The organism is Cyclobacterium sp. L-R (genome assembly GCF_056859355.1).
Map to the genome: position 1 here is coordinate 75637 of NZ_JBSXOH010000060.1, position 20949 is coordinate 96585.

General features: G+C 37.6%; 14 protein-coding genes and 2 tRNA genes. 4 read left to right on the forward strand and 12 right to left on the reverse strand.

Annotation, left to right across the window (positions count from 1 at the left end; all coding sequences use genetic code 11):
- The first annotated feature begins 205 nt into the window (after positions 1-205).
- Entirely contained in the window at positions 206-1102 is an 897-nt protein-coding gene (locus tag AC13EX_RS08150; protein WP_482892270.1) for an endonuclease/exonuclease/phosphatase family protein, read from the forward strand.
- A gap of 414 nt (positions 1103-1516) precedes the next feature.
- On the opposite strand, the gene AC13EX_RS08155 is transcribed toward AC13EX_RS08150, so the two are convergent.
- Positions 1517-2848 (reverse strand): MATE family efflux transporter, encoded by a 1332-nt coding sequence (locus tag AC13EX_RS08155; RefSeq protein WP_482892271.1) that lies wholly within the window; start codon positions 2846-2848, stop codon positions 1517-1519.
- Between the two features lie 202 nt (positions 2849-3050).
- Complete coding sequence (locus AC13EX_RS08160) at positions 3051-4523, reverse strand: DUF294 nucleotidyltransferase-like domain-containing protein (RefSeq protein WP_482892272.1); 1473 nt, start codon at positions 4521-4523, stop codon at positions 3051-3053.
- Positions 4524-4664: 141 nt separating this feature from the next.
- On the opposite strand from AC13EX_RS08160, the gene AC13EX_RS08165 reads away from it, so the two are divergent.
- A tRNA-Arg gene (locus AC13EX_RS08165) sits at positions 4665-4738 on the forward strand.
- A gap of 56 nt (positions 4739-4794) precedes the next feature.
- Positions 4795-4870, forward strand: a tRNA-Lys gene (locus AC13EX_RS08170).
- Positions 4871-4916: 46 nt separating this feature from the next.
- Here the strand turns inward: AC13EX_RS08170 and acnA are convergent.
- The 7 genes from acnA to AC13EX_RS08205 form a co-directional block, all read right to left on the reverse strand.
- Positions 4917-7697: an aconitate hydratase AcnA gene (gene acnA / locus AC13EX_RS08175; RefSeq protein ID WP_482892273.1), complete on the reverse strand. Its 2781-nt coding sequence runs from the start codon at positions 7695-7697 to the stop codon at positions 4917-4919.
- A gap of 139 nt (positions 7698-7836) precedes the next feature.
- Positions 7837-8811 (reverse strand): MlaD family protein, encoded by a 975-nt coding sequence (locus AC13EX_RS08180; protein WP_048640234.1) that lies wholly within the window; start codon positions 8809-8811, stop codon positions 7837-7839.
- The gene (locus tag AC13EX_RS08185; protein WP_482892274.1) at positions 8808-9560 is read right to left on the reverse strand and encodes an ABC transporter ATP-binding protein; all 753 of its coding nucleotides are present in this window, start codon (positions 9558-9560) and stop codon (positions 8808-8810) included. The genes AC13EX_RS08180 and AC13EX_RS08185 overlap by 4 nt, the downstream gene beginning before the upstream one ends.
- Before the next feature lies 1 nt (position 9561).
- Complete coding sequence (locus tag AC13EX_RS08190) at positions 9562-10359, reverse strand: MlaE family ABC transporter permease (protein ID WP_048640236.1); 798 nt, start codon at positions 10357-10359, stop codon at positions 9562-9564.
- Positions 10360-10417: 58 nt separating this feature from the next.
- The gene (locus AC13EX_RS08195) at positions 10418-10786 is read right to left on the reverse strand and encodes a response regulator (protein ID WP_084011589.1); all 369 of its coding nucleotides are present in this window, start codon (positions 10784-10786) and stop codon (positions 10418-10420) included.
- A 444-nt stretch (positions 10787-11230) separates the two neighbouring features.
- A complete protein-coding gene (locus tag AC13EX_RS08200) occupies positions 11231-14107 on the reverse strand; it encodes a PD-(D/E)XK nuclease family protein (RefSeq protein ID WP_482892276.1) in 2877 nt (958 codons plus the stop codon).
- On the reverse strand, positions 14108-17320 hold the full coding sequence (locus AC13EX_RS08205) for a UvrD-helicase domain-containing protein (protein ID WP_482892277.1): 3213 nt from the start codon (positions 17318-17320) through the stop codon (positions 14108-14110).
- Between the two features lie 202 nt (positions 17321-17522).
- Between AC13EX_RS08205 and AC13EX_RS08210 the strand changes: the two genes are divergently transcribed.
- Complete coding sequence (locus tag AC13EX_RS08210; protein WP_482892278.1) at positions 17523-18260, forward strand: YdcF family protein; 738 nt, start codon at positions 17523-17525, stop codon at positions 18258-18260.
- 32 nt (positions 18261-18292) lie between these two features.
- On the opposite strand, the gene AC13EX_RS08215 is transcribed toward AC13EX_RS08210, so the two are convergent.
- The 3 genes from AC13EX_RS08215 to AC13EX_RS08225 all read right to left on the reverse strand — a co-directional run bounded on the left by AC13EX_RS08215 (position 18293) and on the right by AC13EX_RS08225 (position 20753).
- The gene (locus tag AC13EX_RS08215; RefSeq protein ID WP_482892279.1) at positions 18293-18751 is read right to left on the reverse strand and encodes a CBS domain-containing protein; all 459 of its coding nucleotides are present in this window, start codon (positions 18749-18751) and stop codon (positions 18293-18295) included.
- A gap of 251 nt (positions 18752-19002) precedes the next feature.
- Positions 19003-19749 (reverse strand): copper homeostasis protein CutC, encoded by a 747-nt coding sequence (locus tag AC13EX_RS08220; protein WP_482892280.1) that lies wholly within the window; start codon positions 19747-19749, stop codon positions 19003-19005.
- 11 nt (positions 19750-19760) lie between these two features.
- On the reverse strand, positions 19761-20753 hold the full coding sequence (locus AC13EX_RS08225) for an isoaspartyl peptidase/L-asparaginase family protein (RefSeq protein WP_482892281.1): 993 nt from the start codon (positions 20751-20753) through the stop codon (positions 19761-19763).
- Between the last annotated feature and the right edge of the window lie 196 nt (positions 20754-20949).

Here is a 20949-nt window from a genome sequence, read left to right on the forward strand (position 1 = left end):
GCTAATTACTGATAGCGTTTCATTAATTAAACAATTGGATTTCAAAATTCCTAAGTATTAAAACAATAATTCTTCCATTTTTGACAAAAGGTAAAATGTATCATTTGACATTGAAAGTTTAAAAATTATCAAATCATTTTGATCAAATCTCCAATTCCAGTTATCTTACAAAAACAAGGCCATCTTCAAATATAAAACACATAAAATGCGCTACCTTAAAATAAAGTTAATCCTTTTCAGTCTTACCTTTTGCTTTTCTTCTCATTTGCTCAACGCACAAAATGACACCATTAAAGTGTTAAGTTACAACATTCTTAACGGCTTTGATTGGGGCAAGGATTTAGAAAGAAAGAAAAACATGACTACATGGCTAAAAGAAATTGATGCTGATGTAATTGGCTTTCAAGAACTTAATGATTTCACGGATGAAGACCTAGAAATTTGGGCAAAGGAATTGGGCCATGACTATTCAGTTTTGCTAAAAGAAAATGGATATCCAATAGGCATAATTTCAAAGAACCCCATTCAATTGGAAACGAAAATGATGGGAGGCTTATGGCATGGAATGCTTCATGTAGAAACCTATGGTATTGATTTTATAGTTGTCCACCTAAGTCCCCACGACTGGAAATTCAGACGCAGAGAGGCAGAGATAATCTGTGATTATACCGAAAAAAGCATCTTCAATAATCCTGACAAGAAATTAATGATCCTTGGAGATTTCAATGCCCATTCTCCATATGATGCGAATTTTGATACCAAGAATCCTATCGCTTTAAAAAGAAGTCAAATTTCTGACAGTTTAAGAATGGTTAAAAATGGCCCTCAAGCTTATCAAACATTACGAGATGGCACTATAGACTACAGCGTAATTTCAAGATTCCTTTCACTCCCATTGATCGATGTTGTGCAAAAACATACAAGTGATGAGGAGAGAAACTCATTCCCAACGCATGTTGTGGGAAAAGAACTTTCAAGATCAGATTTTGAAAAATACAAACGACGGATTGACTATATCCTAGTAAGCCCCAACCTGTCCAATTCTTTAATTGGAGCAAAAGTATTGAATCAGGGAGCGGCGGACACATTATCTGACCACTAGCCACTACTCGCTTCTTTTTTACAAAGCAAAACAGAATAAAATCTAATATTCTTAAACCGGATTATGTAATAGAATTTCTCCGTCCTGACAATACTCAGGGGTGAAGCCTGTCCCGTGTTTACGGGAAGTGTTGCAATCGCAAGACAATCGGTCGGTTTGGAGGTTTTAGCATAGCACCGCTATGGTGAAATTGAAAACAGCAACGAAGTGGCTGATTTTAAAGCGATTTCAGCACGTAATAGAATATCTATTGCATATTTCGGGTTAAAGTAATTCCATCCCTCAACAGGAAAAAGAGCACATACCAAACTCTATAAAGTAAAAAAGAGCCAAAGCTATTATGAGGTTAAAATAGTAATAAGGTAACATGATAAGACCCTTTCAGTGCAGGGTAGACAATCTATTGTTCAGTCCCTATATCGCATTGGTTTCTTTTTTCAGGAAGAAATAAGAAATAATAGCAGCACCTGTATCGGCCAATGGAAAGGAATACCAAATACCTTCCAATCCAAAAAGTGCAGGCATTATAATTACAAGTGGTATTAAAAATATCCCTTGTTTACTAAGGGCAAGTAATAAAGCAGGTTTGGCCTTTCCTACGGATTGAAAATAGGCGCTACCTATTAAGCTGAATGCCAATAGTGGGGTAGCTAAAAATGATTTCCTCATGGCTGGGATACTTTCCCTAATTAAGTCTTGGTCCGCGGTAAATATGGCCACCAAGGGCTCTGTGAAAATCAAAATCAAGACAAAAATCAAAAACGCTACAATTGTAGCAGACCTGAGGGCTAATTTAATGGTTGCATGAACACGTTTCTGCAGTTTTGCTCCATGGTTGTAACCTGCAATAGGAACAAAGCCTTGGGTAATCCCTAAAACCGGAAAATTGGCAAACATCATCACCCTACTTATAACCCCATACATGGATAAGCCCAATTCACCCCCATATTTAAAAAGCTCATTGTTTAAAACAATTGCTAATACACTAACCGTCCCCTGCCGGGCAAAGGTGACAGCTCCGAGAGAAGTTATCTCAGATGAAATTTTATAGTTGGGCTTGATTCTCTGCAGGCTCATCTTCATATTAGACTTTCCAAATACAAAGAACCACAAGGAATAACCCGCACTTGCTACATAGGAGATCGTCGTAGCCCAAGCAGCCCCCTTTAAGCCCATATCAAACCAAACGATGAAAATGGGGTCCAAAACAATATTAAATACAGCAGGGACGATTAGGGTATACATGGCTACTTTTGGGTAACCTTCGGCGCGGATCACATTGTTGCACATCATGGCCCAAGCTAAAAATGGAATCCCTATAAGTATGATTGTAAAATAATCCTGGGCAGGCGCCAGTACATCTCCCTTCCCTCCAAATAACTTTAGAATCTCCTCAGAAAAAATAAAGCCTATGGCAACAAACAGTAAGGCCAATGTCAGGGTCATTCCAATTTGATTACCAAAAGTTTGAAAAGCCTTCTCTTCATCAGCATCTCCATAAGCCCGGGAAATAATAGAGGCTCCTCCTACCCCTATGGACATACCTATACTAGAAATCAAAAATGATATTGGCAAAACCACCGTTATTGTTGCGATTCCTAAAGACCCCACAAATCTCCCCACAAAGATGGTATCAACGATTCCGTAGATAGACAATACCAAAATACCTACAGCTGCTGGGAGCGCTTGTTGAAGTAATAATTTACCAATTGGGTCTTGACCGAATGAGTGGTTTTTGTTTTCCATAAAAATGTGGTACCCCTAGGAACGGACTGAAAGGTAAAATGTTCAAAATTAACAAGCTTTATTCAACCGGATTTTCTTGACCAAAAATCATTTAAAGGTCATTTTTAGAAAATTCACCCTTAGAAAAAAAGCAAATAAGTATTGAATATTTATGTGGGCTTACCTATTGGTTAACCACTATATAATTCCAAAATTGTTTAATTTAAAATGATTTAGTGAACTTGATTTTAAGCTTCAATTGGAGATCCCTGATTACCTTAAAAATTTCTTTGATAGTAACCAATTGAACCTGGGTAAGTTGGCTAATTTTTATATAATTCAACGGTGGTTTTCCTTCATTAATAATGGCTCCTGCCTGTTTTTCAAGACGTAATCCCATTAGATAATAATACCCTTGGTACAGTTCCTTTGATTCCCTAGCACTAAAAACCTTAAGCTCAGTCAAAATTTCTAATCTTTTCCCTGTATTGGTTTCAAAAACCCTGTTGGCTAAGGCATATAGACGCATGGCATTCACCATAGGAGTCATTGCCCGTTTAATGTCAAAAACCTCCTCCTCGTCAACCTTGAAAGTTTTTATATTTTTTAGCCATGTCAATTGGGTATCATATTGAAGTGCATTTTGGGCCATATTGAAGAAAAATCTTTCCAACGGAAAATGCAACTGCTCATCCATAAATGATTTTAAATTTTCCAATAATGAAAAATCACCATAAATGGGTCTGCAATCAAAAAATGTACCATAGCTCAATACGGTCTCCATGGAAGACTCCTGAAACCATTCCTCATAATTTTTCTTCCAGTGGGACAAGGAATGGGTCCATTTTGAATTGCTGGCCATAAATCCTCCTTTACAATAATCAAAACCAATTTCGTTGAGATGATCAGATACGGTTTTAGCAAAATCAAGAAAATAATCCCGAACCAATTCTCGATGTTCATTTGCTTTGTCCTCATAAATGATTGCATTGTCCTGATCGGTTTTAAGGGTTTGCTCCTTACGACCTTCACTACCCAATACAAAAAAAACAAACTTAGCAGGTGGCGGACCCTTTTTCTTTATCACCTGTTCTATCACCCTTAAAGCAATTATATCAGCAATCGCTGATATAATTTGATTTATTATCTCAGACCTAACTCCTCTTTGAATTAACTGATCCACCATTCCCGGCACTTGCTTCCATTTTTCTTTTAGCTCTTCTTCATCTAATGCTTGTTTTACGGATTGTATAAACACAAAGGGAGAAAGCGATTGAACAGTCAATATCTTATTACGACTGGTCACGCCTACAAAGTGTCCCTCCTCTTCCACCAATAAATATCGCGTTTTGGTTCTAAACATGAGCAATAAGGCTTCATACACCAATGACTCTTTAGAAATAGACACCAGCTTGGTATCCATTATTTCTTTAACCGCATCTTTTGAGGATCTTTCTATTGCCATCACATTGTCCCGTAAGGTAATGTCAGTAACCACCCCTTGTATTGTGTCAATATTGTCCCCCACAAACAAACAACTGGATTTCTCATCCCTCATGATTTGAGCCGCCTTGAAAATAGGCGTATCGGGGGCGCAGAAAAGCACCTCCTTAAGTGAAATCTCACTTAAGGTTTTAATATAAAAATCGTCAATCGGGGGCAAATGCTCCGGTATCATAGGCGCTTTTTTTTTCAAAGATCACCAATCATTTTGAAGAAATGAAAAGTATTTTCCATTATCTGTTTGCAATTAAAAAAAACTACCTTACATTTGCACAAGCTTTTGAAAAAGCACAGAGAAACAGGTCGAAAGGCTTGTTTCTTTTTAACAAAAAAAGGTCCTGTAGCTCAACTGGATAGAGCAACTGCCTTCTAAGCAGTAGGTTTCAGGTTCGAGTCCTGACAGGATCACATTGTTAAATTTTCAATGGCAGCAAAGGTAAAATGTTACTTTTGATTTATTATCCGATTCTGTAGCTCAGCTGGTAGAGCATAACACTTTTAATGTTAGGGTCCTGGGTTCGAACCCCAGCGGGATCACCAAAAAAAAGCCTGTTTTAAAAAACAGGCTTTTTTTATTTTATCAAATTTAGGCTTTTAGAAATTGCCTTAGCACATAATGAAGAATTCCTCCATTTTTATAATATTCGATTTCTATCAAAGAATCAAGGCGAGCGACAACTTCAAAGTTTATTTCACTACCATCATCACTTATAGCCTTAGCTTTTAAAACTTTCAAAGGCTTTAATCCATCTTTTATTCCTTCAATGGAAATTTGCTCTTTACCAGTAAGACCTAGAGAAGCGGCGGTTTGGCCTGCTGCATACTGCATTGGGAGTACTCCCATACCAACCAGGTTAGATCTATGGATTCTTTCATAACTTTCTGCAATCACTCCTTTAATACCCAAAAGCGTAGTGCCTTTTGCAGCCCAATCCCTCGAGGAGCCACTACCATATTCCTTACCTGCCAAAACCAATAGCGGTACATTGTCTTCTATATATTTACGGGAAGCGTCAAACACAGTCATTTCTTCTCCTGATGGCATATGCGTAGTATACCCACCCTCTTGATTGGCCAATTGATTTTTTATCCTGACATTGGCAAATGTGCCTCTTACCATCACCTCATCATTACCTCTTCGGGAGCCATAGGAATTGAACATCACCTGCTCCACACCTTTATCTAGCAAATATTTACCGGCCGGTGATTTGGGAGAGAAAGAACCTGCAGGAGAGATATGGTCAGTTGTAATTGAATCACCAAGCTTTAATAAGACCCTTGCATTAGAAATTTCATTAGCCTCATGGACCTGTTCTGAAATTCCATTAAAAAATGGAGCTTCTTTAATATAGGTAGATTTATCTGACCATTGATAAACCTTGTCTTCCGGGGCTTTTAATTGGCTCCACTGTTCGTTTCCTTTAAATATTTCCCCATAACTTTTTTTATAATCACCTGGAGAAAGCACACGCTTAGCCACTTCAAAAATTTCATCATTGGTAGGCCAAAGATCTTTAAGATAAACCGGCTCAAGGTTCGGATCATATCCCAAAGGTTCGTTATTAAGATCTACATCCACTCTTCCTGCAAGCGCAAAAGCTACCACTAGCATAGGTGACATCAGGTAATTCATTTTCACTTGAGGGTGCACCCTTGCTTCAAAGTTCCTATTACCTGATAAAACAGATGCCACTATCAAATCATTTTCTTCCACTGCCTTGGCGATATGCGAAGGTAAAGGCCCTGAATTACCAATACAGCTAGTACAACCATAACCGACTACGTGAAAGCGCAAAGCTTCTAAGTCTTCTAGTAGCCCAGCATTATGGAGATAGTCCGTTACAACCTTAGATCCGGGCGCTAGAGAGGTTTTCACCCATGGCTTCACATCTATCCCTCGTTCTCTTGCTTTACGGGCAATCAAACCAGCCCCTATCATCACACTAGGGTTGGATGTGTTGGTACACGAAGTAATGGCTGCAATAACAATAGACCCATCATAGAGCGCAAATTCTTCATTGTTCAATTTGACACCTACGGTTTTCAATCCATTTTTTACTTTGGTCTCTATTTCAAGATCACGATCTAGCTGTTGTTTCCCACTTTCCACTGGTTGATTTCCTCCACCTTCATCTAACCATCTACCCACTTCTCTTTTTTCAATAGGGATATATTCTCTTCCGTGCACTTCCTTAAGTAGAGATCCAAATTTTTCTTTAAATTCCTTTAATAGGATCTTGTCTTGTGGTCTTTTTGGTCCTGAAACTGTTGGCTCCACAGTGCCCAAATCCAACTCAACTACTGATGAATAATTGATATCATCTTCATTTTCTCTCCATAGCATGTTCGCTTGGGCATAGTCCTCTACAAGCTTGATTTGTTCTGGGGCTCTATTCGTTCTACCCATATAGTCCAATGTCCGATCATCTATGGGGAAATAAGTAACCGTACAGCCAAACTCTGGAGACATATTGGAAATAGTAGCTCTATCCGGCACTGATAGACCATCCAGACCAGGGCCAAATACTTCAACAAATTTACCTACTACACTCTGTCGCCTCAAAAGCTCTGTAATGGTCAGTACCATATCTGTAGCGGTTGTCCCCATTGGTAAAGTACCGGTAAGCCTAAGCCCTACCACCTCTGGCATAATAAAGTAGATAGGTTGCCCTAAAATGGCTGCCTCAGCCTCAATTCCACCTACACCCCAACCAACAACACCAATCCCATTCACCATGGGTGTATGGGAATCTGTACCTACTAAGGTATCAGGGAAAGCATTCCCATCTCTGGCAATAACCCCTTGAGCAAGGTATTCAAGATTCACCTGATGGCAAATCCCCATACCCGGAGGAACTACTGAAAAATTATTAAAGGATTTTTGGGCCCACTTTAAAAATTCATAACGTTCACCATTCCTTTTATATTCAACATCTACATTTTTTTTGTAGGAGTAATTGGTGCCAAAATAATCAACCTGAACAGAATGGTCCACTACCAAATCTACAGGTATCAAAGGATTAATTTTTTCAGGGTTCTTGCCTTTTCGTACTGCCTCTGATCGAAGGGATGCGATATCTACCACTGCAGGCACTCCTGTAAAATCCTGCATAAGCACCCTTGCAGGTTTGTAGGGAATATCCTTTTCTGAAGGTTCCGGTTTCCAATTAAGCAGGGTTTCAATGTTTTCCTTGGTAATGGCAAAATCATCAAAATTTCTTAATGTATTTTCCAAAAGTACCCTAATTGAAAAGGGAAGCTTATTTATATTATGCCCTTGCTTTTGCAATTCTTTCAAACTCCAGTAATTAAGATCACCTTGAGCTGAGGGAAGTTTTTTTATGATTTTATATGGATCTTTTGTCATAAAATAAGTAGGTTTATTAATAAAAAGGATATTTATTCCGAATTTAAATATTATCTAATATACTAATATACCGAATTACAATCAATTATAGGGCCATAAAAAAAGCGGAAACAAATTCCGCTTTTTTATCCTATCTATATTATTGTGATTCAGCATCTGCCTTATCTCTTTTCCTAAATGACTTTCGGAAAAACCAATGATAACGCAAGGCTTCCAATGTTTCATTCATCCTTATGCTGCCTGTGTCCAAACTACTCATGGTACTTTTCAAGTAAGCTGCAAACTCCTCATCGTTCAGTAGCATTCCCATTGCATTGTCCGTTTGGTTGAGGTTTTCACTGACTTTACTGAAGTTTTTAGCTGCATTACTCGCTTCTGCAGAAGTAGTTTCAAGACTTTCAGCAGTGGTCTTTAAGCTTACGAATAGCGTAGTATCATTCAACATTTTATCAACAAGACCTCCCTTTTGGTTTAATTCGTTAGAGAATTTTGCCAGTTCAGCAGTCATTCTATTGCTATTAAGGGCCGTTTTTTCTAGGTTTTCCATAACAGTCCTGAAGTTTTTCACTAGCATACTATCGGTTAAAACAGCGCCAACTATCCCCTCTCCACTAGAAATTTTATGGGTAAGCACTTTTAAGTCTTCAGTAATGGACACTAGGTTATTGTTATTTACCTGTAATGTCTCCATCATCTTGTCTGTATCCAATGGCATTTCTGCGGTCAGCTTATCTCCATCTTCGATAGAAGGCCCCTGTCCTGATCCGCCATAGATCACAATGATTTTGTTCCCTATAAGTCCATCCGAACTAATGGTCGCTTTAGAATTCTTTTTTATATAATCTTTAGAGGAAGATTCAATGTTCATTTCAATTTCCACCTGAGAATCTCCATAAAAATTGATTTTCTTCACTGTCCCTATTTTCACCCCAGAAAACCAGACATTATTTCCAGTTTGTAAGCCTCCAACATCGTCAAAGACTGCAGTAACCCTTACACTTTTCACAAAGGCTTTTTGTTGGGCCCCAAGGGTAAGGATGCCTACAACCAATATTGCGATCCCTATCAACACAAAAATGCCAACTGTAACGGATCTTTTATTTTCATTTCTCATTGTTCGATGAAATTATAGTCATAAAATGATTTTACTCTGCCGTCTACGGCATGTTCAAATACCTCTTCAAATTTTCCAGTATTCCCAAAGTGTCCATCAAGAAGCACGGCCATTCTGTCTCCCGTCACCTTAGCACATGTCAAATCGTGCGTAATAATAATAGAGGTGGTTTTATACTCTTCATTCACTTGGTTGATCAGATTATTTATATCCATGCATGTAATGGGGTCCAATCCTGCGGTAGGCTCGTCATAGAGCATAATGGCTGGTTTTAAGATAAGTGTTCGGGCTATACCTATTCTTTTCCTTTGTCCTCCTGACAATTCCGAAGGCATCTGATTTATTGCTTGAATCAGCCCTACACCTTCCAATACCTCCTCTACCAATCTGTCTTTTTCACCTTTACTCAGATTTTTCACATTTCTTACCAAGGGAAATTCAAGGTTTTCTCTAACAGTCATACTGTCATAAAGGGCACTAGCTTGAAAGGAAAACCCAATTTTCAGCCTTAACTCATTGAGGCTTCTCTGATTCAATTGACTAACTTCCTTACCCAGTACAATGGCTGAACCACTATCCTGAGTGAGCAAACCAACCATAATTTTGATCAATACGGATTTACCACTTCCTGATTTACCTAGTACTACTAAATTCTCCCCCCTAAAGAGGTCCAAATTTACGTTCTTAAGAACATCCATATCCCCAAAGGATTTGGAAAGGTCTTTTATTTGAATAACAGTATCTTTCATATTATAATTGCCTAAAGAAATTAGTGATCTGTAAAGACAATAATTCTTCAATAAATATTAAAAACATGGCCATAACAACAGCGGAGTTAGCTGCCTTACCTACTCCTTCTGTTCCTTTAGTGGAATTATACCCTTTGTAACACCCAACTATTCCAATTGTAAATCCAAAAACCAAGGATTTTAACATTGAAGAGGTGATATCGAGAAATGAAATGGAATCGAAAACCTGAACAAAAAAGGTATTTATACTTACCATCTCATTGACATGGACATTTAAGAAAGCCCCCATAAGCGCAACAAAATCCGTGTACAACACCAATACAGGTATCATAAATGTACTGGCCAACACTCTTGTTACGACAAGAAACTTAAAAGGATTAGTAGCAGAAACTTCCATCGCATCAATTTGCTCGGTCACCTTCATTGAACCAATCTCAGCTCCAATACTCGAGCCAACTTTACCTGCCGCAATGAGTGCGGTAACCAAAGGCCCCATGGCCCTAACAACTGCAATCGAAATTAATGCGGGCAACCATGATGTGGCTCCAAACTCCGAAAGGGAAGGTCTTGACTGATTGGTAAAAACGATCCCTACAATAAAACCCGTTAGAGAAATTAATGGTAGTGAGTTATACCCTATCCGGTAACATTGCCGAATTACCTCCTTAAATTCATAAGGAGGAATCCACACTTCAATAAAAAATTTCTTAAGAAATAAGAATGCCCTTTCAAGCCCAATGAAAAACTTGTCTATTCTTTTACCAAACACTTTATCATTTCCTTTGAGGTTTTCAGCCATATTTTTGATATATTAAAATTCAAATGCTACAATGGTTTTCAAAAATCAACCAACACTATTAATCGGCCAAAAGTTCTATGTAATTCTCTTCCTTTAAAGGCTTAACCAAAAAACCACTTATCTGTTTAAACTCTTCACTTTTTATCACATCTCCTGGATCCAAAGATGCAGTAAGCATCTTAACGTTTCCATTGATGCCTTCGGCCTCCATCCGCTTTAAAAATTCCCACCCATCAATTTCCGGCATATTAATGTCCAATAAAATAACATCTGCATTATTCGTGCCTAACCATTCTAGTGCTTCAAAAGGTTTTACGAAGAAAACCATATTCACACCTAGATTCATTTTTTGTAAAACACGCTTGTTGATCATATGTTGGACCTTGTCATCATCAACAAATACAATTGTATGCTTTTTCTGCTTCACCTATTAATCAGTTTTCTAATCTTATGTGCTTTACCTTTCGTTTTTCCCTTATAACTTCATTAGCCCAACACCTCAAAAACACCCAATTTGGGCAATTTATACTATTCAAAAACCTAACGATGGTTTAAAAAATTTTGACCAATTAAAAACTACTATAGTCTTGTCATGATTTCTAATTTTCAAAGGTCGAAATAATTACTGTTTTAATCCAATTTATAATTCATTACCTTTTAACCGTCATTAAGATTTTGTTGTTCCCTTAATTTCCAGAAAGATAAGGCAAGATTGTTTTTAATAAGGTTGATCTTAATAAAAAAACAATCAAATCGTTGATATTTTGCTTTTTCACCGAGAAAACCCTGCCAAATTAATTGAAAAATATTTTTTTTCACCTATTTACTGAATTCATATTGACGCTATAAATTGCATTCTTAACTCTATTAATCATCTTGAACAGATATTGGTATAGGGACAATATTCGCATTTCCCAGTATCGGTAGTTTGGTCGAAATCTTGGTCCTTATCAAATATTTCTTCAAGGGTACCCTGAAGCCCCAAAAGGTACTCATCTCTATAATTCGCGTAGTCAGTAACTTCTATTTTCTTCTGATGGCCTATGGTTTCTTGTAGGTAAGGATTAAAATCTTCTTTGAAAATCTCTCTTAAATTGAATATGGCAGGTTTAAGAAAGAATTGATTGTCTGGAAAATTGGCCTCATACAATAGACCATAAAAGAAAGTTTGCATCGCCGCCTTATTTCTATCTTTCCTGTCTCTGTCAAACAAACTATCAATCCCTTTAAAGCTTTTTTTGTCCTGACCGGACTTATAGTCAATCAAACGAACAGTTTCACCTATTCGGTCCACCCTGTCTATAATACCCCCCAAAGCCACATTAACTACCCCATCCTCAATATTAATCGGCACAAATGCCCTGTATTTTTTCCCTGCTTCCAAGGAAATAATTTCAAATGGAGCCGATTCTTTGTCTTTAACAAGCACACCTTGCAAATACTTCTGAAGGACATCCCTTGCGATCACCAATTGCCCTGTGAGTTTTTGGCTTTCTTCATTCTCCAGAAAATATTGCTTTTTTATAGCTTTCATTACCGCTGGGTATACAAAATCTTTTAACCCGTCTATATCTGACTCCTCCAATACCTTCAGCTTTTTCCTTTCAATAAATCCCATGTATAGGTTTTCAAGCGACATGTGTACAAGATTTCCAAAAATAGCTGGATCTACTTCCTCTTGCACTTCCTCAGGCACTTCAATTCCTGCTATATAAGTAAGGTAAAACTTTAGCCTGCAATCCAACCATACATTCAATGCCGAAGGTGAAAAAGAAACTGGTTCCCACTCGCCGTTTGAAGGTTTGGTATACCTCTTTAAAAGATTTATAATGGACACATCTTTTTTTATTGAAATCGGCTTTGCTGCTGATAAATTAACTGGAATATGGGTAACGGAATCCTTTTTTTGGATGCCTTTTTGATTCATCTCTATCTGGAGCTGATGAATATACCGACTTTTTTCACCTACCTGGCCTTGAGAACCTGCAGTGGTATATAGTAAATGAACATCTTTGGCCTGATGCAAAAGTCTATAAAAGGTATAGGCATATATGGCATCATTTTGCTCTTGGATAGGCATACCAAAGGCTTTACGAAGATTAAATGGGATCATTGAATTCATGGAATTTGAAGGAGGAAAACTTCCTTCGTTCATATTACAAATAATGACCCTTTTGAAATCTAAGTTTCTAGACTCTAGAACCCCCATTATCTGCAGACCCTCCAATGGTTCCCCTTTAAATGGAAGTTTAATTTCTCCAAACACCTGACGAAAAATCCTTAATAGAAAAGCTATACTCACTTCTTCTCTAATCTCTTTCTCAACAATGGCCTTGAGACGGTTCATCTGCTTGAAACACTGGTAAAGGTAAGTTCGCTCCATACTGTTTTCTTCCAATGGTTCGGCCAACATCTGAATTAACTCTATCAGCTTATCCATCAGGTTGTCAGTGGTCATTTGCTGAAAGATTTTCGCAAACAAAGGCCCTCCAGTACTTAAAACTGAGGTGGAAACATATAACGTATTATTTCTCGTAAAACTATCAATCAAATTTTGTGAAAATTCGGGTGCAGTATCATACAGATAAACTGTAGACAATAATTCTTTGACAGGCTTATGGTATAACAATACATCTTCATTCTCTACCCGGATATATCTTTGCAGATCCACAACGGCCTCGAGAAAGGTGAAAACAGGAGTATGTTTGACTGGATACCCCATAGTGACATTAATCTTATTGACCTTGTCTGGGAGTAAATTGAGCACTGGGAAAAGAAGCTGTTCATCAGGTAAAATAACCACTGTCTCCTCCCAATTATTTTCTAAATCAGGAACAGCCTCCAAAATGGCTCCCACCATATTTGCCTGATTGATTTTCAAGGGGACCGCGTAAGTATGTACCTTCCTTTCGCTCTCTTCAATACGTGCAGGAGTAGTCTGAGGAAATGTTGGCCCTAGTACCTTGTCCTTTTTGTAATCTCTAAAAAACATACCAGCTTCCTGGTTTAGGGCATTTAAATAATACCGATCAATGTCCCAAAAAACCTCAGCTCCAAAGTTTTCAACAAAATATTTCACAAGTTTTTCTTCAGCCCCAGTAAATGCATTAAAACCAACGAATACAATACTTTTATCAGGAGACTTCATTTTACCCAGGCCTTCAGCGACTTCTCGATAAATTGCCCCTCCATAAGCCAAACCTAGTGTTTTGAGTGAAGTATTAAACTGTTTGTACAAGGGAAATAAGACATCCCAAAATCGTAAAAACTTCTCTTGATGGAACCGATCCCTACTTTCAAATGAAGCCCAAAACGCTTGAATTAATTCGATCTGTGTAGTGGAAAGAAAACTCCAATCGCTTTCAAGGATTTTTTGCTCTTTTAGGTTGATGAATAATTTTTCAGGATTTACCAAAAATTGGTCAAGGTCATTAAAGTCCCTGAGAATCATTTCTCCCCAAAAATAAAATCTATCAAAGCTTTCTTCACTACCAGAAAGGGGTTTGAACACCTTATAAAGTTCGTAAATCAGACTTAGCTTATCTGCTGGTCGTTTACTGGCAATGTCACAGAAAAAATCTTCAATTGTAATTACTTTCGGCATATAGGCCGGTTTGGTTACTAATTGACCTAGGTATTTGGTAAAGAACAAGCCTGCTCTTCTATTAGGTAGTATTACTTGAAAATCTTTTAGATCAACCCCTCTCTGCAATAAATCTGCGGCAGTACGCTTTAAAAAACCATCCATTTAAATAACCTTTACAATTGAACCACTTTCTAAATAACAGATGAACCCCTGAACGCCCCTCTCCTTCTCTATACTTTTCACCAGTGCAACATAATCGGTTACCTGTTTTTTATGTGCTTCTCTTTCTTCTCCTGTCTTAAAATCTATTACTTCTATTCTATCAGCATAATAAATAATCCTATCGGGTCTTTTAAACTCTCCCCCCGGGAGAAATATCCCTTGTTCGGTTAGCACCTGCCCCGAGCCATCAAACCATGAGTTAAAAGAACTTTGTTGGCAAAGTTTCTCAAATTGCACTTCTAAAGATTTCCTTTCCTCCTCTGTCACGGCACCATCAAAAAACATGGATTGGAGTTCAAGTAGAAAATCCATTTTGGTTTGAGATTTCTCTATTATGCGATGGACCAAGACTCCAAATTCCCTCTTAGAAGCAATTTCTGAGGTCTCGAACTCTCCAAATACTTGCTTGACTTGTAATGAAGTTTCCCATGGTCTGTATTTCCACACCATGGATTGGGTGGCCTGAGGCTCCGTTTTTTTAGTCTCATTTTTATGCCAATCCCCGAAATCAAATTCTAGTTTTTCATGGTTATAATAAGTTTGAAAGTTCAATAACTCATCTCCATGAGCATTAAACCCCATGATCTCGCGCATCAAATCTGCCACTGTAGTCAATTTATTATCTTTCCTTGGCTTATTGTAAGGTACCATTCCTAGAAGAACCTCTTCTGCACGTGTAAATGCTACATAAAGCATATTTAACGAATCTAGGTGATGCAAAAGGTTTTCCTCAAGGTAAACTGCTGAAAAAGAAGATTCGAGAAGCTGTGGCCTTAAGGTTAAAGGAATAATTGCCGGAGGTAAATTATCATCCCAATCGTATTTTGCCCAAATAATATTTTCCTTACCTGTATCAAACAACTTCCAGTCCAGATAAGGCAAAAGCACTACCTTGTACTGCAAACCTTTAGATTTATGGATGGTTTGAATCCTAATGGCGTCAAATTCTTCTGGAATTTTAACTGTTCTTTTATAACCTTGTTGCTCCCACCAGTTGAGGAATCCCCCAAGATCAGCTCTATTTTTGGCTATAAAGTCAAACACCGCCTCCTTAAACCCAGACAAATAAGCCAATTCTCCAATTCCCTCATTTAAACCTATAAGATCAATCATTGCTTCAAGTAGATCCATTAAAGGTAATTTCCTGAAAGTCGGAAGCTGTTTATAAAGTTTCTCTTTAAGCCCAATTAATTCCTCAGGAAGGCTACCTGCCTTAAATAAAACATGGTCAAAGGAAATATTTCTAATCCTTGCCAATTGAATCCAAAATGTTTTTTCCGCAAGGGTATCTTCCACATCATTAACAATTTGCAATGCGGCCAAAAGGCATTTGACGACTGTGGATTTGGTTAAATACAATGCCTCGTCTGATAATACATCGTACCTATAATTATTTCCTTTGTTGTCTTCCGCATAAGCCATAAAAGCTTCTGCAATTTTTGCCGCTTGCCCATTCTTTCGAACTAGGATAGCTATGTCTTTCAATTGGTATCCTTGATCCAACAATCCTTCTACCTGTTGAGGTAAAAGCCTCAGTACTTCATCATCATATTTAGTTTCTTTGTCAGTTTCAATAAAAGACAACTTTACTTTTCCGTTGACGCCCTTGGCTTTTTGCCTAGCAGCCACTTTTTGTAGGATATCAGCATAGGCTATTTCTATCATCTCCATGCTTGGATCACCTAAAGTTGACTTTAAGTGATCACTTAAATATTGAGACAATTTTGAAAACAAGGTATTGTTGAAGGCTACAATATTGGGTAAACTCCTGAAATTAGTATCCAGCTTTTTTACATTTAGACCAAAATGTCCAAGGTCAACTTCCACCTGCTCCATTAGTAAACGCATTTCTCCCCCTCTCCATCGGTAGATAGACTGCTTGACATCTCCTACTACCAAATTTGACTTCCCCATAGAAAGGGTATTTAGCAAAAGAGGCCTAAAACTTGCCCACTGAAACCCTGAAGTATCCTGAAATTCGTCCAATAAATAATGCTGAAACCGATTCCCTACTTTTTCATATATAAACGGGGCATCATTGTCACTTGTAATTGATTTAAGAAAGTCGTTGGTTTCAGAAATCAGGAGCATATTCTCCTCTTCCTTCAACTCTTTTAACTCTCTAAGTAGGTAACCAAATAAGCCAAAAGTATATAGATTTTTAGATATGGAGTCGAGTGTATTCCACTGTTTTGTCAAAGGACCAAATTCCCTAAGAATATCCCCCAAGCCATCATGATAAGCCATTTCTATTGCCGTTTTCACTTTACTGGTTTTGGTATACCATCCTTCTGGACCTAGCAATAATTTTTCTTGTAGACTGGTAAGAGTAGGTATGGGACTGTTCCTATCTCCCAATTGATCAAACTTTTTACTAAATGACCTTGATCCTCCACTAAAATCTTCCCAGGCCAATCCATGATTACTCCTAATGGATTGAGCTGAAGATTTTAATTCTAATGCTTTGTTAATAATTAGCTGTTTCTGTTCAAAAATGAAATCTTTGAAGACTTGAAATGTTTCAGGATTCTCTAAGAAATCATTGACTTCTTTTTGGACCATTTTAAAATCCTCAAGAAAGATTTTCTTCCCCAGGTCTTCTACCGACTTTCTAATATCCCAAGATTTCCCCTCTGTAATCTTGCTTATCGAAAACTCAACCATCCACTTGTGCAACCCTGGATCATCCGCCACTCGAAGCATAAGCCTGTCTACTGTTCTGGCCATTACACTATCAAGATCCAATTCTACATCAAATTTGGCCTGTAAATCAATCTCTCTGGCAAATGCCCTAATTACTTTTTGAAAAAAACTATCGATGGTGCTCACCGAAAAAGAGCCAAAATCATGAAGGATCGCTGACAAAACCTCCCCAGCCCTTGCGGACAATTCCTCGGGGCTTAACTGCCATTTCTCCAATAACTCCTTGTCCATTGTTCCAGAGACATCCACCCTTTGTTTTAGCCTTTTCAACTCATCGATGATTCGATCTTTCATCTCTTGGGTAGCCTTATTGGTAAAGGTTACAGCCAAAATACGCCTAAATGCCATGGGCGATTCAAGGGCTAGCTTAAGATAAGCTGTGGTAAGGGTATAAGTTTTACCAGACCCAGCAGACGATTTATAGATTTGTAAGGGAGTTTCTGTGACCATTTAAATCAATCGGTTTAGACATTCCTTTCACAAAATTGACATTATTTCATTTCGTGAAAAGTGAAGTTATGAAGAAAAGTTTCAGACGATAGCTAAATATTGAATAAATTTGAAATTGAATTCAAAGTAAAGTTTATAAGGATATTCCAAAATACCAGGTACAATGTTTTTTTATATTTCTCAGTTGTTCAGTTTTTTAATAATGCCATTTAGTATCTGCCTAATGCTTCTTCTTCTAGGCTATATTTTCAATAAAAAATCATGGGGTAAAAAACTCTTGCTAGCAGGCATTGTACTCCTATTGTTTTTTTCAAATCCCTATTTATCCAACCTTCTGATTTACAATTGGGAACCTCCAACGAAAGACCTATCCACTTTGCCTGTCTATGAATTAGGCATTGTATTGACGGGAGTTACGCATATAGACAAATTACCTAAGGACCGTACCTACTTTGCTCGTGGAGCAGATAGGGCCACACATACGGTACAGTTATATAAAATGGGTAAAATTAAAAAGATCTTAATTTCTGGAGGATTGGGTTTTAATCCAGTCCATCCTTTATCTGAAGCCGAATCATTAAGAGATTTTATGGTATGGGCTGGGGTTGATAAATCGGATATAATAGTAGAAACAAAAGCAAGCAATACTCGAGAAAACGCCGTTTTTAGTGAAAAAATAATTACCTCCAAAGAAGTCGGTCTAATTCAATCCAACCAGTTGTTATTAATAACCTCTGCCTTTCATATGAAACGTGCCACGGCTTGTTTTGCAAAAGTTGGCCTACACCCCGATACTTTTCCAGTAGATTTTTACGGAAAAATACCGAGAGCCAATTTAAGATCAATTATTCAACCGAGCATTGACTCAATTTTGATATGGCATAAATTAACCAAAGAATGGATAGGAATAGCTGTATATTCCCTAGTTGGATATATATAGTCTAAAAGTTATTTTCAGATTGGCTGTTGGTCCTACCAAGTAGAAGCCTTAAGCTTCGGCATTGCTCTGACAATATCACTAACACTTATTTGACCTATTAGTTTTTCATCTTTAACAACGGGAAATCTTCTGATTTTCATTGTTAAAAACCTATCTGCAGCATCAAATATGGAAATTTCAGGCGGCAAGGTAAAAACTTGAGTTGTCATGTGTTCAGCCACTGAAGCTGGGAATTTAGGGGTATTTGTATACTGCCCTTTTATTATTTCTTTTAGGCAATCTCCTTCCGAGATCATTCCTACTAGTTTTCCACTCGCATCTATTACGGGTGCACCAGAAATCCTTTTTCTCGTAAGCACTGTGATCACATGATCGATTGTATCTTCAGGCTTAAACGTAATCAAATTTGTGGTCATGTAATCCTGAACAAGAATCGGCTGATCACTTATTTTAGATGGGGCCATTCTAACCCCCTGAAAACTTTTCACCATTATTTTATAGGGTTTATTGAAGGAATAATATACTTTTTTATTCCCTAAAAAACAAATAAAACACCTATTAAATTAAATACAACTAAACATTATTAAGAAACTCACCCTTTTATAACACAGGATAATTGGAACTTAAAAGACAATTGCTAATAACACCTACAGTACAAGCCGGCACCTCACTTCGATATGACAAGTGAAAACTCTAATAAAAGCATCGACCCCAATAATCAGAAAACTTAGACCATTAAAAATTAAATCTTTTTAAGGCCCTCGGCAAATTCCTTCATTAAATCCGGATCAACCGTAAGCACCATACCTTCAGTTTCTTCCATTAAAGAAAGTTTTAAATGCTCATTTGAAGCAAGCATAGAAGAAGGTCTGAACTTTTTACAAGAAGCATGAATTTCCCTAAGTCCCCGAGCCTTGTCTAAGGTCACAATATCTTCAAGCTTTAATCCCCCTCCTGGAAGGATGATGATTTTATCCTTTGCATGCTGAATTAAGTCAAGCAATAAAGGCAATCCTTCTTTCACCTGATTTTCACCACCAGAAGTCAGTATCCTTTTAAAACCCAGCCCAACAATCTCCTTCATTGCTGCTTTTTTATCCAATGCAACATCAAATGCTCTATGGAAAGTACATGGTTTATCTCCGGCAATTTGAATTAACTCCTCGCAATGCGTTTTATTTACTTCTCCCATATTGTTCAGGATTCCAAAAACAAATCCATCAGCACCATTATCCAAAAAAGAATGAATATCCTCTTTCATGACTTCAATTTCTGAACTGCTATAAACAAAATCTCCTCCTCTTGGCCTAATCATCACGAAAACTGGTACATTAACCTTTCTTTTGATGACTTTAAATAAGCCCAGACTTGGGGTGGTCCCTCCCTCTCCAAAGTCAGCGCAAAGTTCCAGTCTATCTACACCATTCTCTACTGCAAGCAATGCTGCTTCAAGGGTGTAAACGGGGGCTTCAAACAAAATCTTTTTCATAACCGTTATTCTTATTTAAACCAGCTATTTGCATCAACAAGCTTTTGATATTGCTGATTATGTTGGGCAAAGTTAAACCCTGGCCTGATGGAATAAGCGCCAAACTCTCCATCCCTATTTAACGCCAAAAAGCCTATCTGCGTGTTTTCCAAATCTTTACTTTTGGCGACAGCACGTTTCACGGCTTCTTCACAGGCTTCCTGAGGTGTCCTTCCTTGCCGCATTAGCTCTACAATAAGGAAAGCACCACAAATCCGGATAACCTCTTCTCCCAAGCCTGTTGCCGTAGCAGCTCCAACTTCACCATCCACAAATAGACCAGCACCAATTATGGGACTATCACCTACTCTCCCATGCATTTTATAGGCAACACCACTAGTAGTACATGACCCCGCCAACTCCCCTGATGCGTCAATTCCTATCATTCCTATTGTATCATGGTTTTCTATATTTATTATAGGCTTATAATTGGAGGTCTTTTTCCATTTATTGTAGGCATTACTTGCATGTGGGCTTAAAATTTCTTTTTCAAGTGGCATTCCTTCTTGAATAGCAAATTGTCTTGCTCCCTCTCCAACTAAAAATACATGTGGTGTTTTTTCCATCACCTTCCTAGCAAGGGTTATTGGATGCTTTATTTGCCTTACAAAAGCCACGGACCCACAGGAACCATCACCTTTCATTATAGAAGCATCAAGAGTCACCAGGCCCTCCCTATCAGGCAAACCATAAATCCCTACTGAATACATATTTTTATCAGACTCAGTGACTTTCACTCCCTCCTCAACAGCGTCCAACACATTTCCATTTGCTGATAAAATACTCCAAGCCTTGGTATTCGCCGCCATGCCATGGTTCCAGGTCGACAATACTTGGGGTTTAAAAAACTTCTTGTTTTGAAAGGTCGTACTTTTTAAATCAATACCAGCAACTTGGCCCGAAATAGGAACAAGAGCAAAAGAAGATATTAATGATTTTTGAATAAATTTCCTTCTACTTTCCATACAAATATTATTTTCTGCTAAAATTTGAAAAATATGATAAACAAACATGATTAATTTTTTTCAAATAATGGCTTGGGTTTAGTTATTTTTATAAATAATTTGAATTTTCAAAAAACATGCAATTAAGAGATATTATCCTATTAATTGTAAAGGATTAAGGAATATAGAAATTAAAGCCATTTCTTAATTGTAAGGA